The 15,514-nt window shown below is 65.5% G+C and carries 15 protein-coding genes; 7 read left to right on the top strand and 8 right to left on the bottom strand.

The features are described from left to right. Entirely contained in the window at positions 1 to 1,830 is a 1,830-nt protein-coding gene (locus LNV23_RS16270) for an ABC transporter ATP-binding protein (protein WP_263563959.1), read from the top strand. A gap of 41 nt (positions 1,831 to 1,871) precedes the next feature. Here LNV23_RS16270 and LNV23_RS16265 read toward each other — a convergent pair whose 3' ends face one another. The 3 genes from LNV23_RS16265 to LNV23_RS16255 form a co-directional block, all read right to left on the bottom strand. Beyond that, a complete protein-coding gene (locus LNV23_RS16265; protein WP_263563929.1) occupies positions 1,872 to 2,660 on the bottom strand; it encodes a substrate-binding periplasmic protein in 789 nt (262 codons plus the stop codon). Between the two features lie 51 nt (positions 2,661 to 2,711). Then, a complete protein-coding gene (locus LNV23_RS16260; RefSeq protein ID WP_263563928.1) occupies positions 2,712 to 3,641 on the bottom strand; it encodes a sensor domain-containing diguanylate cyclase in 930 nt (309 codons plus the stop codon). A gap of 65 nt (positions 3,642 to 3,706) precedes the next feature. Then, positions 3,707 to 4,528 carry a head GIN domain-containing protein gene (locus LNV23_RS16255; RefSeq protein WP_263563927.1) on the bottom strand — a complete coding sequence of 274 codons (822 nt, stop codon included), beginning with the start codon at positions 4,526 to 4,528 and terminating at the stop codon, positions 3,707 to 3,709. Positions 4,529 to 4,678: 150 nt separating this feature from the next. Between LNV23_RS16255 and ypfJ the strand changes: the two genes are divergently transcribed. Continuing rightward, positions 4,679 to 5,578 (top strand): KPN_02809 family neutral zinc metallopeptidase, encoded by a 900-nt coding sequence (gene ypfJ, locus LNV23_RS16250; RefSeq protein ID WP_263563926.1) that lies wholly within the window; start codon positions 4,679 to 4,681, stop codon positions 5,576 to 5,578. A 7-nt stretch (positions 5,579 to 5,585) separates the two neighbouring features. On the opposite strand, the gene LNV23_RS16245 is transcribed toward ypfJ, so the two are convergent. Further along, a complete protein-coding gene (locus tag LNV23_RS16245; protein WP_263563925.1) occupies positions 5,586 to 6,374 on the bottom strand; it encodes a substrate-binding periplasmic protein in 789 nt (262 codons plus the stop codon). A gap of 345 nt (positions 6,375 to 6,719) precedes the next feature. On the opposite strand from LNV23_RS16245, the gene LNV23_RS16240 reads away from it, so the two are divergent. From LNV23_RS16240 to pssA, 5 genes are read left to right on the top strand one after another with little or no spacing between them, the layout of a single operon-like run. Next, positions 6,720 to 7,319, top strand: coding sequence for a hypothetical protein (locus tag LNV23_RS16240; RefSeq protein ID WP_263563924.1), 600 nt, complete (start codon positions 6,720 to 6,722; stop codon positions 7,317 to 7,319). Between the two features lie 10 nt (positions 7,320 to 7,329). After that, the gene (locus LNV23_RS16235; RefSeq protein ID WP_263563923.1) at positions 7,330 to 7,653 is read left to right on the top strand and encodes a hypothetical protein; all 324 of its coding nucleotides are present in this window, start codon (positions 7,330 to 7,332) and stop codon (positions 7,651 to 7,653) included. Continuing rightward, positions 7,616 to 8,572, top strand: a complete 957-nt coding sequence (locus LNV23_RS16230) for an HprK-related kinase A (RefSeq protein ID WP_318023248.1) — start codon at positions 7,616 to 7,618, stop codon at positions 8,570 to 8,572. Before LNV23_RS16235 ends, LNV23_RS16230 begins: the two co-directional genes overlap by 38 nt. A gap of 7 nt (positions 8,573 to 8,579) precedes the next feature. After that, positions 8,580 to 9,677 (top strand): nucleotidyltransferase domain-containing protein, encoded by a 1,098-nt coding sequence (locus LNV23_RS16225; RefSeq protein WP_263563921.1) that lies wholly within the window; start codon positions 8,580 to 8,582, stop codon positions 9,675 to 9,677. Between the two features lie 52 nt (positions 9,678 to 9,729). Beyond that, the gene (gene pssA, locus LNV23_RS16220) at positions 9,730 to 10,347 is read left to right on the top strand and encodes a CDP-diacylglycerol--serine O-phosphatidyltransferase (RefSeq protein ID WP_263517847.1); all 618 of its coding nucleotides are present in this window, start codon (positions 9,730 to 9,732) and stop codon (positions 10,345 to 10,347) included. Positions 10,348 to 10,362: 15 nt separating this feature from the next. Here the strand turns inward: pssA and LNV23_RS16215 are convergent, their stop codons facing one another. From LNV23_RS16215 to LNV23_RS16200, 4 genes are all read right to left on the bottom strand, one after another. Continuing rightward, positions 10,363 to 11,334 (bottom strand): DMT family transporter, encoded by a 972-nt coding sequence (locus tag LNV23_RS16215; RefSeq protein ID WP_263563919.1) that lies wholly within the window; start codon positions 11,332 to 11,334, stop codon positions 10,363 to 10,365. 327 nt (positions 11,335 to 11,661) lie between these two features. Beyond that, positions 11,662 to 12,927: a glycolate oxidase subunit GlcF gene (glcF, locus tag LNV23_RS16210; RefSeq protein WP_263563918.1), complete on the bottom strand. Its 1,266-nt coding sequence runs from the start codon at positions 12,925 to 12,927 to the stop codon at positions 11,662 to 11,664. 15 nt (positions 12,928 to 12,942) lie between these two features. Next, the gene (gene glcE / locus LNV23_RS16205) at positions 12,943 to 14,022 is read right to left on the bottom strand and encodes a glycolate oxidase subunit GlcE (RefSeq protein WP_263563917.1); all 1,080 of its coding nucleotides are present in this window, start codon (positions 14,020 to 14,022) and stop codon (positions 12,943 to 12,945) included. A gap of 3 nt (positions 14,023 to 14,025) precedes the next feature. Then, positions 14,026 to 15,513 (bottom strand): FAD-linked oxidase C-terminal domain-containing protein, encoded by a 1,488-nt coding sequence (locus tag LNV23_RS16200; protein WP_263563916.1) that lies wholly within the window; start codon positions 15,511 to 15,513, stop codon positions 14,026 to 14,028. Between the last annotated feature and the right edge of the window lies 1 nt (position 15,514).

The raw sequence follows: 15,514 nt of genomic DNA, 5'->3' as shown, positions 1-15,514 counted from the left end.
CTGTTTTCCTGGTTCGAGCGCCGGGTCGAACCCTTTCCGGCCGGACCCCCGCCACAGCCGCCGCTGGGCTTCTTCCCCTTTGTCTGGTCGGCCACGCGCGGCATGCGTGGTCTGATCCTGGCCATGACGGTGCTGACGGCCGGCATCGGCGCTTTCGAGGCCCTGCTGTTCGCCATGCTCGGCTCGGTGGTGGACTTCCTCAGCCAGGTGCCGGCCGACCGATTGTGGGCACAGGAGAAGGGCCGCCTGGCCTTGCTGGCCGGCATCCTGCTGCTCAGCCCGCTGCTCATCGCCTTGCAGGCGCTGAGCAAGTATCAGGGTCTGTCGGCCAATTTCCCGATGCGCCTGCGCTGGAACTTCCACCGTCATCTGCTCGGCCAGAGCATGAGCTTCTTTGCCGATGAGTTTGCCGGCCGGGTCTCGGCCAAGCTGATGCAGACCGCGCTGGCGGTGCGCGACTGCGTGCTCATCGTCACCGACATCCTGGTCTTCATCACCATCTACTTCATCACCATGCTGGGCGTGGTGAGCAGTTTCGATCTGATCCTGGTGCTGCCCTTCCTGGGCTGGTTGCTTTGCTACGGCCTGGCGCTGTATCACTTTGTGCCGCGCCTGGGCCAAGCGGCCAGTGCGCAGGCCGATGCGCGCAGCCTGATGACCGGCCGCATCACCGACGCGTACACCAATATCAGCACCGTCAAGCTGTTCTCGCACAGCCAGCGCGAGGCGCAGTTCGCGCGCGGCGCGATGCAGGAGTTCCTGGGCACGGCTTACCGGCAGATGCGCCTGGTCAGCGGTTTCGAGGTGGTCAACCATGTGCTGTCCATGGGCCTGATCGCCAGCACCGCCGGCATGACGCTGTGGCTGTGGACGCGCGGCGAGGTCGGCGTCGGCGCCGTGGCGGCGGCCACGGCCATGGCCCTGCGTCTGAACGGCATCGCCCACTGGATCATGTGGGAGATGTCCAGCCTGTTCGAGCACATCGGCACGGTGCAGGATGGCATCAGCACCCTGGCGCGCGGCGTGACGGTGCGCGACGCGGACGGCGCCCAGCCGCTGCAGGTCAGCCGCGGCGAGATCCGCTTCGAGCAGGTCAGCTTTGCCTATGGCGGCACGAAGCCGGTGCTGAAGGCCCTGGACCTGCAGATACGCGCCGGCGAGAAGATCGGCCTGGTCGGCCGCTCAGGCGCCGGCAAGTCCACCCTGGTCAATCTGTTGCTGCGTTTCCATGACCTGGAGCAGGGCCGCATCTTGATTGATGCCCAGGACATCGCCGGCGTGACCCAGGACAGCCTGCGCGCTCAGATCGGCATGGTCACCCAGGACACCTCGCTGCTGCATCGCTCGGTACGCGACAACCTGCTCTACGGCCGGCCCGACGCCGACGAAGCACAGATGGTGCAGGCGGCCGAACGGGCCGAGGCCATGGCCTTCATCGCCGGCCTCAGCGATCCGAAAGGCCGCAGCGGTTTTGATGCCCATGTCGGCGAACGCGGCGTCAAGCTCAGCGGCGGCCAGCGCCAACGCATTGCCATCGCCCGGGTGATGCTGAAGGACGCACCCATCCTGTTGCTGGACGAGGCGACCAGCGCGCTGGATTCGGAAGTCGAGGCGGCGATCCAGACCAGCCTCTACCGCCTGATGGAAGGCAAGACGGTGGTGGCGATCGCCCACCGCCTGTCCACCATCGCGGCCATGGACCGTCTGATCGTGATGGACGGCGGCGAGATCGTCGAGCAGGGTGACCACGCCAGTCTGCTGGCTCAAGGCGGGCTGTATGCCCGGCTGTGGGCACACCAGAGCGGTGGGTTTTTGGGCGAATCGGACTGAGGCCCTGGCGCGCTGAACCCGGCTTTGTAGCGCGAACGCATTCAGTCGGGTGCGATCACCGGATGGCGTGCCGCGATGGCCGCCACCGTGCCGTCGCGCCGCATGGCTCCCCAGCTTTGCTGCAATCGCAACAGCAGGGCCGGCTCGCTGGCCAGGCTGAGCGCGATGGACGGGCGCGATTCGGAGAAGCGCAGCAGCAGCTCGACTTCGTCCGGCTCGTAGCCGAACTGCCGCAACATGCCCGGTGCCATGCTTTGGTTCAAGGCCACCAGCTCGGTGCGGCCGGCAAAGAATCGGCGCAGCATGGTGCCGTAGTCGGCGCTGCGGTCCAGCTGCACGTTCACCTTGGGCCCCAGAGCCAGCAGCTCGCGCTCGGAAACATCGTCTTTGACCACGGCGATGCGGTAAGCGCCCAGTTGCTGCAGGGCACTGAGGCGCACATCGCTGCGGCTTTTCAGCCGGTATAAGGCGCCATAGCGCACCGTGATCTGGCCGATCCAGCGGTAGTCGCGCTCGCGCTCGGGCAGGCGCACGATGGCTGGAATCAGCAGATGGGCCTCGGCCTTGGCGCGCACCAGGATGCGCTGCCAGGAACTGAACTCATAGCTGCAGTCCAGGCGGGCACGGGCGCAAAGCTGCTGCACCAGCTCGACCGAATAGCCTTGCGGCCGGCCCTCGGCGTCGCGCTGCGAATAGGGCGGCAACTCCTGCAGCAGCACGGTCAGTCGGCCCGGCTCGCTGCACTGCGCGACCTGCGGTATCAAGGGCAACAGCGGCAGCAAGCCCGCTGCCAGCAGGGCCCGCAAGTCAGATCGGCGCTGGTGTTGCATGGTCTGGATTCTGACCGCTTTGTCGGCCCGCTGTGCCGCGCGACGCGCTTTTCAGTCGGCCAGGCAGATCCGGTCACGCCCCGCGGCCTTGGCCTGGTAGAGGGCGGCGTCGGCTCGACCCAGCAGGCTGGTCGCGCTCTCGCCCCAGACGGCCTGAGCCAGGCCGATCGAGCAGGTGTAGCCGCGTGATCCCTGGCTGGCACTTTCGTCCAGCGGTCGGGCCTTGCGCACCCGGTCTTGCAAGCGTTCCATGATGGCCTGGGCCTGAGGCAGACCGGTGGCCGGCAGGATCAAGAGAAACTCGTCTCCGCCGATGCGGGCGCAACCGTCCTCACGGCGAATGCTGGCTTGCAGCTGGCGGCCGAAGTCGCAGATCACGCGGTCGCCGGCCGCATGGCCAAAACCGTCGTTGATAGCCTTGAAAAGGTCCAGATCCAGCAGCGCGACGCACAAGGGCCAGGGCTCGCTGCGGGTGAGCACGTCTTGCAGCATCTGCATGCCATGGCGTCGGTTGCTCAGCCCTGTCAAAGGGTCGGTGTGGGCCGCCGCCAGTGCGCGCACATGGGCCAGGCGCAGGCTGCGCTTGTCCTGGCGAAGGCTGGTGATGTCACTGGCCACCAGCAACATCCAGCCTTGCGCTTGCGTGGTCTCCGTGACCCAGAGCCAGCGGCCGTCGCAGAGGTCCACTTCAAAGGCGCGGTAGGGCAGCTTGCCGCGCCGGCTGCTGACCGAGGCCAGCCAGTTATCGATGTCGCCGGTTTCGATCAGGGCGCCATGGCCTTGCGCATGGTTGTCACGCATCATGTCGGCCCAGGTGAGCAAGCCGTCAGGTTCGACGCAATAGGCTTCGCGGAAGGCCGTGTTGGCGTGGCAGAGCACATCGCGCGCGTCGAACAGGGCCACCAGCAGAGGGCTCTGCTCCTGCAGTTCGAGCAGGGTTTCGGCCAGACCCGGGGGCAGGGGCGCGGGGGCAGTGGTCATCAGTGGGCAACTCCGGCGGATGCGAGCATTCTGCTGCATCTGCCGGCCCGGGCGGGTAAAGCGTTTCAGCGTCGGCTGATTTCGCCCGATCCGCTGATGGATTGGCGCAACTGGGGGCGTCCGCCGTAGCTGAGATCCCCGGAGCCGCGCAAGCTGGCGTCCAAGGTTTCGGACACGCCCAGGGCCAAATCGCCCGAACCGCTCAGTTCCGCCTTGACCTTGCGGCCGCTCAACGCACGGGCATCGACATCACCCGAGCCATTCAGTGTCCAGCTTTGGGTGTCGGCGCGGCCGGCCACCTGCAAGTCGCCCGAACCGATCAGGCTGGCCGTCAACTCCTGTACATCGAGCTGGCCGACCCGTACATCGCCGGAGCCATTGAGACTGAGGCTCAGGCGCTCGCCCTTGAAGCGGTCCAGCTGCAAATCCCCCGAGCCCTCGAGCGCCACGGCTTGCAGGTTCTTGCTCTCGATCCGTATGACAGGGGCATGGCGGGTGCGGAAACCTGCATCCTTCTGAATGCGCACGACCAAGGTGTCGCCTTCGATCCGTGTTTCGATCAAGGGCTCAATATTGTCATCGGCGCCCACCTTGATGCTGTCACCGCTGGCCTGGCTCAGGCGCACATCGAGGGGACCCTCCAAGCGCAGCTTGCTGAAGGCGGCGACGCTGCGCTGTTTCTCGACCCAGGTTCCCGAACCTTTGAGTCGCGAGCTGCCGCTGCCGTAGTCCTGGGTGCTGCTGAAGTTGAGACTCCAGCCGTTCCCTTCCTTCTTGAGGCGCAGGTTCCAGTCCTGCTCATCCTGGCCGTGGCCGGCCAGGGCAGTGCCGCAGGCCAGGGTCATGCCGATTAGTGTCAGCAGTGGGGTGTGGCGATTCAGGCGCATGGGCTGTCTCCGTAGGATGCGTGGGCTTGGTGACCAGTGTCGGCAGGGTCCGGCAGGCGACCAAGGTTTATGCGACAGACTGCAAGAGGCACAGGCTAGGATGCAAGCTGACGTCCGGCGCGGGGCCGGGCGGGGCAGCGGGAGTGCGCCATGAAATGGGAAGGCCAGCGCGAAAGCGAGAACGTGGAGGACCGCCGGGCCGACGGTGCCAGCGCCGGCGCGGGCCTGAGTGGCCTCGGTGGGCGCATGCCCGGAGGGCGTGGGCTGGGCCTCGGCGGTATCGTGCTGGCGCTGCTGGTGTCCTGGGCGCTGGGCGTCAATCCGCTGACCGTGTTGGGGCTCCTGCAGGGCGGCGGCGAGCTGCCGACTACAGCACCGGCCCTGCAGCGCAATGGGCCGCCGGCTCAGGATGTTGGCGCACGCTTTGTGCGCACCGTTTTGGCTGACACCGAAGATGTCTGGACGGCCTATTTCGCGCGCAACCAGCAGCCGTACGAGCGCCCGCATCTGGTGCTGTTCTCGGGCCGGTCCGACACCGGTTGCGGCATGGGCGAGGCCGCCATGGGCCCGTTCTACTGCCCTGCGGACCGCAAGGTCTATATCGATCTCAGCTTCTACGACACCTTGCGCGAGCGCTTAGGCGCGCCGGGCGATTTTGCCCAGGCCTATGTGATTGCCCACGAGGTGGGCCACCACCTGCAGAATCTGCAGGGCACGACGGTCAAGCTGGAGCGTGCCCGTCAGCGGGTCAGCGAGCGGGATTACCGTGCTCTGAGTGTGCGCCTGGAGCTGCAGGCGGATTGCTATTCAGGGGTCTGGGCCTTCCACTCTCAACGCAGCAAGGGCTGGTTGGAGCGGGGCGATATCGAAGAGGCTTTGAATGCAGCGGCGCAGATCGGCGACGACACCTTGCAGCGGCGCGCCCAGGGTACGGTGGTTCCCGAAAGTTTCACCCATGGCAGCAGCGAGCAGCGGGTGCGCTGGTTCAAGCGCGGGCTGGAGAGTGGCGATCTGACGGCTTGCGACACCTTCAGGGCAGCCGCGCTCTGAGCTGAGCTCAGTCCAGCATCACGAATGGGTGGCGTGCTGCGATGGCCGCCACGGTGCCGTCTCGCTTCATGCTGTCCCAAGCGCGTAGCAGTTGGTGGTGCAAGCCTTCGCCACTGCTGCGACTCAGGGCCATGAACAGCGAGTTTTCGGACAGCTTGAGAATCGGCTCGATCTGCTTGTAGTCGTAGCCGAACTGGCCGGTCACGGCCGCTGCCACGGTGCTGTTCAAGGCGACCAGATCATCGCGTTGAATGAAGAGCTTGCGCAGCATGGCCGCGTGGTCGGGGCTGCGATCGAGTTGCTTGCCCAGTTCAAACCCCTGGGCGACCAGGTCGCGCTCCGCAGCATCCTCCCGGACCACGGCGATCTTGTAGGCTTTCGCGGCCTCCAGCGTGGTCGGTTGTACCTCGGGTCGTGACTTGAGCCGGTACAGAAACACCCGGCGGGCGGCGGTCGGGCCAATCCAGAAAAACGCCGACTCACGCTCGGACAAACGTGCCATGCTGACCACCAGGACGCGCGGCGTGGATTGGGCACGCTGGTAAATGCGAGCCCAGGAGTTGAACTCGGCCTTGTAGCCATGGCCCGTGCGCTTGAGCAATTCCTGCATCAATTCCACGGCGTAGCCCGCCGGCTGCCCCGAAGGGTCCTCGTAGGAAAAAGGCGGGACCGGCTCGAGCAGAACGGTCAGAGGCTCGGCAGCCGCCACCGAGGCAGGCGGCTGCGCCCACCCGGTGGCGGACGAGATCAGCGCGATACAGATCAAAAACTGGAAGAACGTACGAGTGCCACTCATCAAGTTCCGCCTCTCAGGCTCTAGCTGCGAAGGGGCACGATATGTCATCTAGGTGCCCCAAACTTCTATTGGGCATGATCTGCAGAGTTTCACTGAAAGGAACTTTTCACGATCTCGCGATTTTGTGCCCAAAAGTAGCCGCTACCCCCCCGGATTGAGGGCTCACATGTCATTTGGGGTACTCGCAGAGTCCTCTACCATACGCTTGCTTTGATGGACTTGGCTGCAGGTCTATCGGGCAAGCCGTCTGCGACACTCCAGGTCTCGCGCGACGGACGGGGCGGCAGGTCTGACTGCTGGCCGGCGAGTATTCCGCGAGCACCGCACTGAAACAGAGGCAAGAACGTGAACAACTTCAAAGACAACCAGCCATCGAGCTCCGCCTCCCAGGAGGTCAGCCCTGTTTCGGGCGTGCTGTCCTCTGGACGCCGTCGTCGGCTTCTGCAGGGTGGTCTTGTTGCGGCTCCGACCTTGTTGGCGCTGACCACGACGCCTGTGCTGGCTTGCAATTGCAAGCTGCCTTCTGGGTTCTCGGCGTCTGGAAATTTCAGCCAAACGGGTAGCTACAGTTGTACAGCGCCCGGCAAGACGCCCACAGGATGGAAGTCGACTGTCGATGTGAACAACAAGTACTTTCCGACCAACGTTTCCAAAGGCACGACGTTTTTCAGCGTCTTTGGTGGAACCGACACCACGACAACTTTCTGGAATTTACTCTGCTTGAGTAATGCCAACAGTGACAGCCGAGCCCTTGCCGTGGCGGTTTATTTGCAATCAGTCGCAAACGCTGGCGCGAATTTCCCGTCCGTGAACATGGTCAAACAAATGTGGACATCGACCGAGGGTGCTGGCCGCTATACCGTGCTGACAGCGCCGGTCTTGACTTGGTCCCGGGCCGAAGTGGTGGTGTATTTCAAGTATCTGACCGGCTTGGCCACGGCTTGAGCTTTCGCTGTTGAGCGTGGCCTTGGAGGAAGCAAGCGGATCGGGGTCTCGGTTCTTTGTTGGACCTCGACGTCTGATTTGGAAGTCTTGCGAAGACGGGAGTCTTTTCTTTGACATGGATAGTGGGGAAACTAAATTGGTTTCTCCGCTCGCCCGGTTTTTGATGGTTTTGCTTGGCGCATCACCGTCTGGTCTGACGGTGTCCGTATTGGTCGATTTGGTCCATGCCGAAGAGCCTGACGTGGACATGCAGACCTGCCGCGATGAAGTCGGCGAAGCCTTAGAAAACTTGCTCGGTGCAGGTTTATTGCGGACTGCGGCCTGTGCGGGTTGATCAGTTGTCTTTGCCCCAAGTTCAGGCCGCGCTGACCGGAGCTGGGTTGCGGGTTGCGACCGGCCCGTTCAACTGCCTCTTGCGGTCGGACATCCCTGCGGTCGCCCCTGAGTTGGCGCAGAACTATGCCCACCACCGTCTGCTTGGCCCCGAGGAGTTCATCGACTTTCATGTCGCGGTGAATTCCAGCCGCGGCTTGCGCCGCTGGGTCCGGCCGCAGGCCCTGTTCTCGGTCGACGGTGTTGAACCCTTCACGCCGCTGCCTCGAGATCAAGCCCTGCCCATGATCGAGTGGGGCTTGAATTGGTGCATCACGGCCTACAGCAACCATGTGCTGATTCTTCATGCCGCAGCCGTGGCGCGCAATGGACGTACTTTGATCCTGCCGGCGCCGCCCGGCTCCGGGAAAAGCACTCTGTGTGCGGCCTTGGTGAATCGCGGTTGGCGCTTGTTGTCGGACGAGCTCAGCATCATTCGACTGGACACCGGCGCCATGCTGGGTTTGGCCAGGCCGGTGAACCTGAAGAATGCGTCGATCGGCGTCATTCAGCGCTTTGCGCCCCAGGCCTTGTTCACCCGACCGGTTCATGACACGACCAAGGGCACGGTGGCCATGATGGCCGCCCCTCAGGCCAGCGTCGAAGCTGTCGATGAGCCCGCTTGGCCGGCTTGGATGGTGTTGCCGCGCTACCGCGCCGGTGCGAGCACCGCGCTCACGCCCATGCCGCGCGGGGAAGCGTTCATGAAAATTGCCGACAATGCCATGAATTACCATATCTTGGCGGCCGAAGGCTTCCGTGCCGTCGGCGATCTGGTGGATCGCTGCCAACACTTCAGTTTCGAGTACAGCGATCTGGACGAAGCCATGCAGGTGTTTGACCAACTGGCCTTGTCGACTGCCGATGCAAACATCGTTTGAGCCTGCCATGAATGTGCTGCGGCAGGTCCTGCTGGACAGTCACCGCATCGCCGCCTTGAGCGCGGTCGAGTGGGATTTGCTCGTGCGCCAGGCCCGTCATGCCAATCTGCTTGGCCGCCTCTACCGCCGCTTGCAAGCGGCCGATCTTCTGGCTCAGGTCCCCGAGCGTCCGCTCCATCACATGGAGTCCGCTGCCGTCATGGCAGATCGCCAGCACATGCTGGTTCGCTATGAAAGCCGCTTCTTGCGGGACACCTTGGCTGGCTTGGGCTTGCCCTTGATCCTGCTCAAGGGCGCGGCCTATGTGGTCGGCGATCTACCGGCGGCCAGCGGTCGCGTGTTCGCCGACATGGACATCCTGCTGCCGCGCGAGCGGCTGCCCGAGGTCGAGTCTGCCCTGATCATGACCGGGTGGATCGGCGAACCACTCGATGCCTACGACCAGCGCTACTACCGGCAGTGGATGCATGAGCTGCCAGCCATGCGGCAGATGCACCGCGGCACTGCGCTCGATGTGCACCACACCATCCTGCCGCCCACGGCTCGACTCAAGCCGGATGCGCAAGCCTTGATCCGCGACAGCGTGGAGATCCCCGGCTCGCCCGGTATGCGTACGCTCCAGCCCACCGACATGGTCTTGCACAGCGCCTGCCATCTGTTCCACGACGGCGAGTCGGAGAACTTGCTGCGTGACCTCAGCGACCTCGATCTGCTCTTGCGCCATTTCTCTAGGGAGCCGAGTTTCTGGCCTCAGCTGGTCGCGCGTGCGGCTGCCATGGATTTGCAGATGCCTCTGCGCCTGGCCCTGCGCTATCTGGTCCAGGTGCTGGCCTGCCCCGTGCCTGGGTCGGCCTTGCAGGCTCTGAAGGCCGATCGAAGCCATGACGTCGCCGAGCACACCTTGGACTGGATCTACAGCCGCACCCTGCGGCCCCAGCACAGCAGCACCCGTGACTGGGCCACGCCGCTGTGCCGTAAGCTGCTCTACATTCGTGGCCACTGGCTGCGCATGCCGCCCCATCTTTTGTTCGTCCACCTGGCCCGCAAAGCTTGGGTGGGGCCGACCACCATCTCGGCCGCCGCCTTGGAAAACGATCCACGCTAAGTGGCGTATGGGCTGAGCTCGAGGCCCTGCGCCTTCCCTTATGCTTTCGCCCATGAATCGACCCAAACCTTTTGCCATGATCCGCGAGTTCCATCTCGCCGACTGGTTCACTCTGGCCAATGCCTTTGCCGGCATGGGTGCCTTGTTCGCGGTCATGAGCTATTTGCAGACCGGCTCGGTCGTGCACATCTTTTATGCCTGCGCCCTGATCCCGGTGGCCCTGGTCTTTGACGTGCTGGACGGCCGCGTTGCGCGTTGGCGCCAGCAGACATCGGCCATGGGCCGCGAGCTGGACTCCCTGGCGGACATCATCTCCTTCGGCGTGGCGCCCGCAGCCATTGCCTACGGCTGCGGCATGCAGGGTCTCTATGACCGCATCGTGCTGGTGTTCTTCGTGGCCTGCGGCGTGTCGCGCCTGGCGCGTTTCAACATCACGGCCGAGGCGCTCAGCGAAGGTGGCGACAAGGTCAAGTATTTCGAAGGCACGCCCATCCCCACCTCCCTGGTCCTGGTGATGGTGCTGGCTGCCGCCGCAGCGCAGGGCGCGATCGGTGATCAGCTGTGGCTGGGCCGCCTGGAGTTGGGTGGCTTCTACCTGCACCCTCTGGTGCTGCTCTATGCCGTGTCGGGCTCGCTGATGGTGAGCCGCATCCGTATTCCCAAACTCTGAGGTCGAGGCCAGGTATCAGGCCGCACTGGGCTGCGGCTTGATGCGCAGCGCCAGGATCACGCCGGCGATCAGCAAGGCGATGCCGCTCAAGGTCCACGCCGAGGGCCAGCGCCCGGCCAGCACAAAGGCATAGGCCAGGGCCGCCAGGGTTTCGAAGACGATCAGCTGCCCGACCAGGCTGGTCGGCAGGCGTTGGCTGGCCTCGTTCCAGCACAAGGTGCCGATCCACGATGAAAACAGGCCGATGGCTGCCATCAAACTCAGATAGGCCATGGGGCGCGGCCCCAGCGGCAGCTCGAAGTCAGCGGGCAGCAGACCCAGATCGCGCGGCAGCAGCCCCAGCAGCGCAAAGCACAGCAAGGCCATGGGCAGGGTGACCAGGCCCTGAGCCGTGGCCCAAACACGCGGGCTGCGCTCCTGGTGGGCGCGCAACCAGTCGGCATTGCGGATGGGATACCAGGTCCAGCAAGCGACGGCCACCACCGCCAGCGCCGCACCTTGGGCGTAGCGCTGCAGGGCTTCGGGACCGGCTTCCAGGCCGAGGGCCAGCCGCTGCAGTTCGGCATGGTTGACGCAGGCAATGCCTCCGGCGATCAGGGCCAGGGCCGGGCTCAGCTGCAGCCAGGGCAGGCGGCCGTCGCGTCGGTGGTCGCGCAGATTGGAGCTGATGGCGATCACCACCGGCAGCGTGCCGATGATGACGGTCGGCAGCGCCGCTCCGGCGCGCTGGATGGCAGCCGCCAGGCACAGGTAGTAGAGAAAATTGCCGATTGCGCTGAGCTTGCAGGCCTCCAGCCAGTCTGCGCGCGCCAGCCCCTTCAGGCTGCGCCGGTCGATCAGGGCCAGGGGCAGGGCGATCACGCCAAAGGCCAAGTAGCGACCGGCCACCAACAGGGCGGGCGGGTAGTCCGCCATCAGCAGCGGCGCCACAAAGACCAGGCCCCACATCAGTCCGGCGCCGAGGGCAAACAGCAATCCAGTCCACATGATGACTCGGCTTTCAGCGGCCCTGCGGCGGGCCTTCGGTAGGGGGGCGATCAAAAAGAAAAGACCGGGATCCCCCTGGGATACCCGGTCTGTTCGCTTGTGGCTGGCTGGCTCGGCAGAAATATTTGGAGCGCTGTGTCAAAGTGCTTGGCTGCACTCGCTTGTGGCCGGGCTGGCTGGCTGGGAGCTCGGTTGGTACAAAGGCTCCACCCTCCTGCATAGAGGAGCCGATTGTGAAAAAACTGGTTCGGCAGTGGTCTCGGTATTTGCCCGAGTTTGCGCGTTCTGCGCACATCTCGCGCGCAGCAAGAGCCCGCCGGGGGGCTGTCATGCCAGCGCTTGATCCAGCACTTCGATCCAATGCCGCACCGGTGTGCGCGTCCCGCTCTGCAGATGCTGGATGCAGCCGATATTGGCCGAGACGATGGTGTCGGCATGCAGTGGCGCCAGTGTCTGCAGTTTCTGATCGCGCAGCTGTTTGGACATGGCCGGCTGCAAGACCGAGTAGGTGCCGGCCGAGCCGCAGCAGAGGTGGGCGTCGCAACTGGGCAGCTGGACCTCAAAGCCCAGCTCGCGCAGGCCAGCCTCGACCTCCCCGCGCAGCTGCTGACCATGCTGAAGCGTGCAGGGCGGGTGGTAGGCCAATTTGGCACGCGCGGCGCCGCCGTCCGTTCGAGGCCGAGCTTTGAGGCGTAGTTTGAGCAAGTGCAGCAGCCCGGGCAGCAGTTCGCTCAGGTCCTTGGTCACGGCGCTCACACGGGCCGCCTTGTCGGCATAGGCCGGGTCGTGCGCTAGGGCCCGGCCGTAGTCTTTCACCGTGACGCCGCAGCCCGAAGCATTCATCACCAGGGCCTCGATCGGCCCGGCTTCGGTCAGGCCTTGCACCAGCGGCCACCAGGCGTCGATATTGCGGCGCATATCGTCCAGGCCGCCGGCATGATCACCGAGATGGCTGCGTATCGCACCGCAGCAGCCGGCGCTGTCGGCCACCAGCGTCTGGATGCCGGCTGCGTCCAGCACCCGGGCGGTGGCGCTGTTGATATTGGGTGCCATGGCCGGCTGCACGCAGCCCAGCAGCAGGGCCATCTTGCGCGCATGGGTGCGGGTCGGCCAGTCATGGGCCGCAGCCGGCGCGGGGCCCGGCATCTTGTCCTTCAGCACGGCCGGCAGCAGCGGCCGCAGCGCCTGTCCCAGCTTCAAGGCCGGGCCGAAGGCGGGCGAAGTCAGTCCTTCCTTGAGCAGCCAGCGCACCGCTTGCTGGGTACGCGGCCGGGCCACCTTGGCTTCGACGATGTCGCGCCCGATCTCCAGCAGCTGTGCGTATTGCACGCCCGAGGGGCAGGTGCTCTCGCAGCTGCGGCAGCTGAGGCAGCGGTCCAGATGCAGCTGGGTGGCGGCCGTGGGGGGCGCGCCTTCCAACACCTGCTTGATCAGATAGATGCGGCCACGAGGGCCATCGAGTTCATCGCCGAGCAATTGGTAGGTCGGGCAGGTGGCGGTGCAAAAGCCGCAATGCACGCAGTGGCTGAGGATGTCGACCGCAGCCCGGCCCTCGGGCGTGCCCTCAAATTCGGCGGAAAGCGTGGTCTGCATGCGGTGGGTGCCGGCTCAGAGTTCGGGGTAGAGCCGACCGGGATTGAACACCCGGTCGGGGTCGAAGGATTGCTTCAGCCCGCGCTGGATGCGCAGGAGCGCTTCGCTGGGCGGGGCAAAAACGCCGTGCCTCTGTGCGTCGCGGCACAGGAAGATGCTGGCATGGCCGCCCACTGCCAACGCCGCCTCGCGCATCTGCGCAGCCGGCAGGGGTGTGGTGACCCAGCGCTGCCCGCCGCCCCATTCAATCAGTTGTTCGCCGGGCAGCTGCAGGGCCGGCGCGGTCTGCGGCAGGCTCAGCCGCCAGAGCTTGGCGCCACCGGCCACCGCACGCGCGGCGCCGGCGAAAAACTCGTCGCTGTGGTCGCGCAGGCCGTCCCAGAACGGTTGCGCCAAGGCCTCGGGGATGGGCTCGCCGCCTAGCTCTTGTTGGGCCGCACGCACCGCAGCGGCGGCGCCGGCCAGGCGCAGCAGCAGGGCGCCGTCCCACCAGGCGCTGGCCTGTATGGGCAAAGGCTTGCCGCCCCAGCGGTTGAGCTGGTTGAGCGCCTGACTCTGGCCCAGCTCGAAGCGCACGGTGGCGCGCGCCAGCGGCTGCGGCATGACCTTGAGCGAAACCTCGAGGATCAGGCCCAGCACGCCGAGCGAGCCGGCCATCAGGCGCGAGACGTCGTAGCCGGCCACGTTCTTCATCACCGTGCCGCCGAAGTTCAGCAGCTCGGCCCGGCCGTTCAGCAGGCTCAGACCCAGCACATGCTCGCGCAGCGCACCCTGGCTGGCGCGCGTCGGGCCGCTGAGGCCGCTGGCCACCATGCCGCCCACCGTGCCCCGGCCACCGAATCGGGGAGGCTCAAAGGCCAGATGTTGGCCTTGCTCGGCCAACAAGGCTTCGAGCTCGCGTACAGGCGTGCCCGCCTTGGCCGTGATCACGAGCTCGCTGGGCTCATAACTGCTGACGCCGGCAAAGCCCGAGACGTCCAGCAGCTCGCCCTTTGGCAGCTCACCATAAAAGGTTTTGCTGCCCTGGCCTTGGATCTGCAGCGCACTGCCTTGTGCGGCGGCGCTGCGTATGCGTTCCTGGAACTCGCCCAGCATGACTCAGAACCTCTCCAGTTCGGGGTGGCCCAGCAGCCCGCCTTGCACATGCATGCGGCCGTACTCGGCACAGCGATGCAAGGTGGGAATGACCTTGCCCGGGTTGAGCAGCTCGGCCGGGTCGAAAGCCCGCTTGACCGCGAACATCTGCTCGCGCTCGGCCGGCGAAAACTGCACGCACATGGAGTTGAGCTTCTCCACGCCGACGCCATGCTCGCCGGTCACCGTGCCGCCCAGGGCGACGCTGGTCTCCAGGATCTCGGCGCCAAAAGCTTCGCAGCGACGCAGCTGGTCGGGGTCGCGCGCGTCGAACAGGATCAGCGGGTGCAGATTGCCGTCGCCAGCATGGAAGACATTGGCGCAGCGCAGCTGGTACTTCTGCTCCATCTGCTGGATGGCCAGCAGGATGTCGGCCAGGCGCTTGCGCGGGATGGTGGAGTCCATGCACATGTAATCAGGGCTGATGCGGCCCGAGGCGGGAAAGGCGTTCTTGCGCCCGCTCCAGAACTTCAAACGCTGCGCCTCATCGGCGCTGACCTGGCACTGTGTCGCACCGTGAGCCAGCAGCACGGCCTGCATGCGCTCGATCTCCTCGGCCACCTCTTCGGGTGTGCCGTCGCTCTCGCAGAGCAAGATGGCCGCGGCCTCCAGGTCGTAGCCGGCATGGACGAAATCCTCCACTGCCGCCGTCATGGGTTTGTCCATCATCTCCAGCCCGGCCGGGATGATGCCGGCGGCAATGATGGCCGCCACGGCCGCGCCCGCCTGACCCACATCGGCGAAGCTCGCCATGATGCAGCGCGCCAGCTGGGGCTTGGGCGTCAGCTTGACAGTGACCTCGGTGATGACGGCCAGCATGCCCTCGCTGCCCAGCACCAGGCTGAGCAAGTCCAGGCCTGGCGCATCGAGCGCTTCCGAGCCGAACTCCACGGCGTCGCCGGCCATGGTGAAGCCCCGCACACGAAGCACGTTATGCAAGGTCAGGCCGTATTTCAGGCAATGCACGCCGCCCGAGTTTTCCGCCACATTGCCACCTATGGTGCAGGCGATCTGGCTGCTCGGATCGGGTGCGTAATAGAGGCCGTGCACGGCGGCTGCTTCCGAGATGGCGAGATTGCGCACGCCGCATTGCACACGGGCGGTGCGCGCCACCGGGTTCACTTCGAGAATCTGCTTGAACTTGGCCAGACCCAGGGTCAGCCCTTGGGCATGCGGCATGGCCCCGCCGGACAAGCCGGTGCCGGCGCCCCGCGCCACCACCGGAACCAGCAGGCGCTGGCAGATGCGCAGCACGGCGCCGACTTGCGCCTCGGTCTCCGGCAAGGCCACGGCGAGCGGGCGTTGCCGGTAGGCCGTCAGGCCATCGCATTCATAGGGCGCCGTGTCTTCGCCATGCCAGAGCAGGGCGTGCGCCGGCAGCTCGGCCGACAGGGCCGCGACCAGGCGAGCCTGGGCGTGGCTGCGTTGCGACGGGTCGACGCTCGGCTGCATC

This window comes from Kinneretia sp. DJ1R-11 (genome assembly GCF_025717595.1).
Lineage (GTDB): Bacteria > Pseudomonadota > Gammaproteobacteria > Burkholderiales > Burkholderiaceae_C > Paucibacter_A.
The sequence above is the reverse complement of the archived record's forward strand: the minus strand, read 5'-3'. Positions and strand labels throughout refer to the sequence as shown.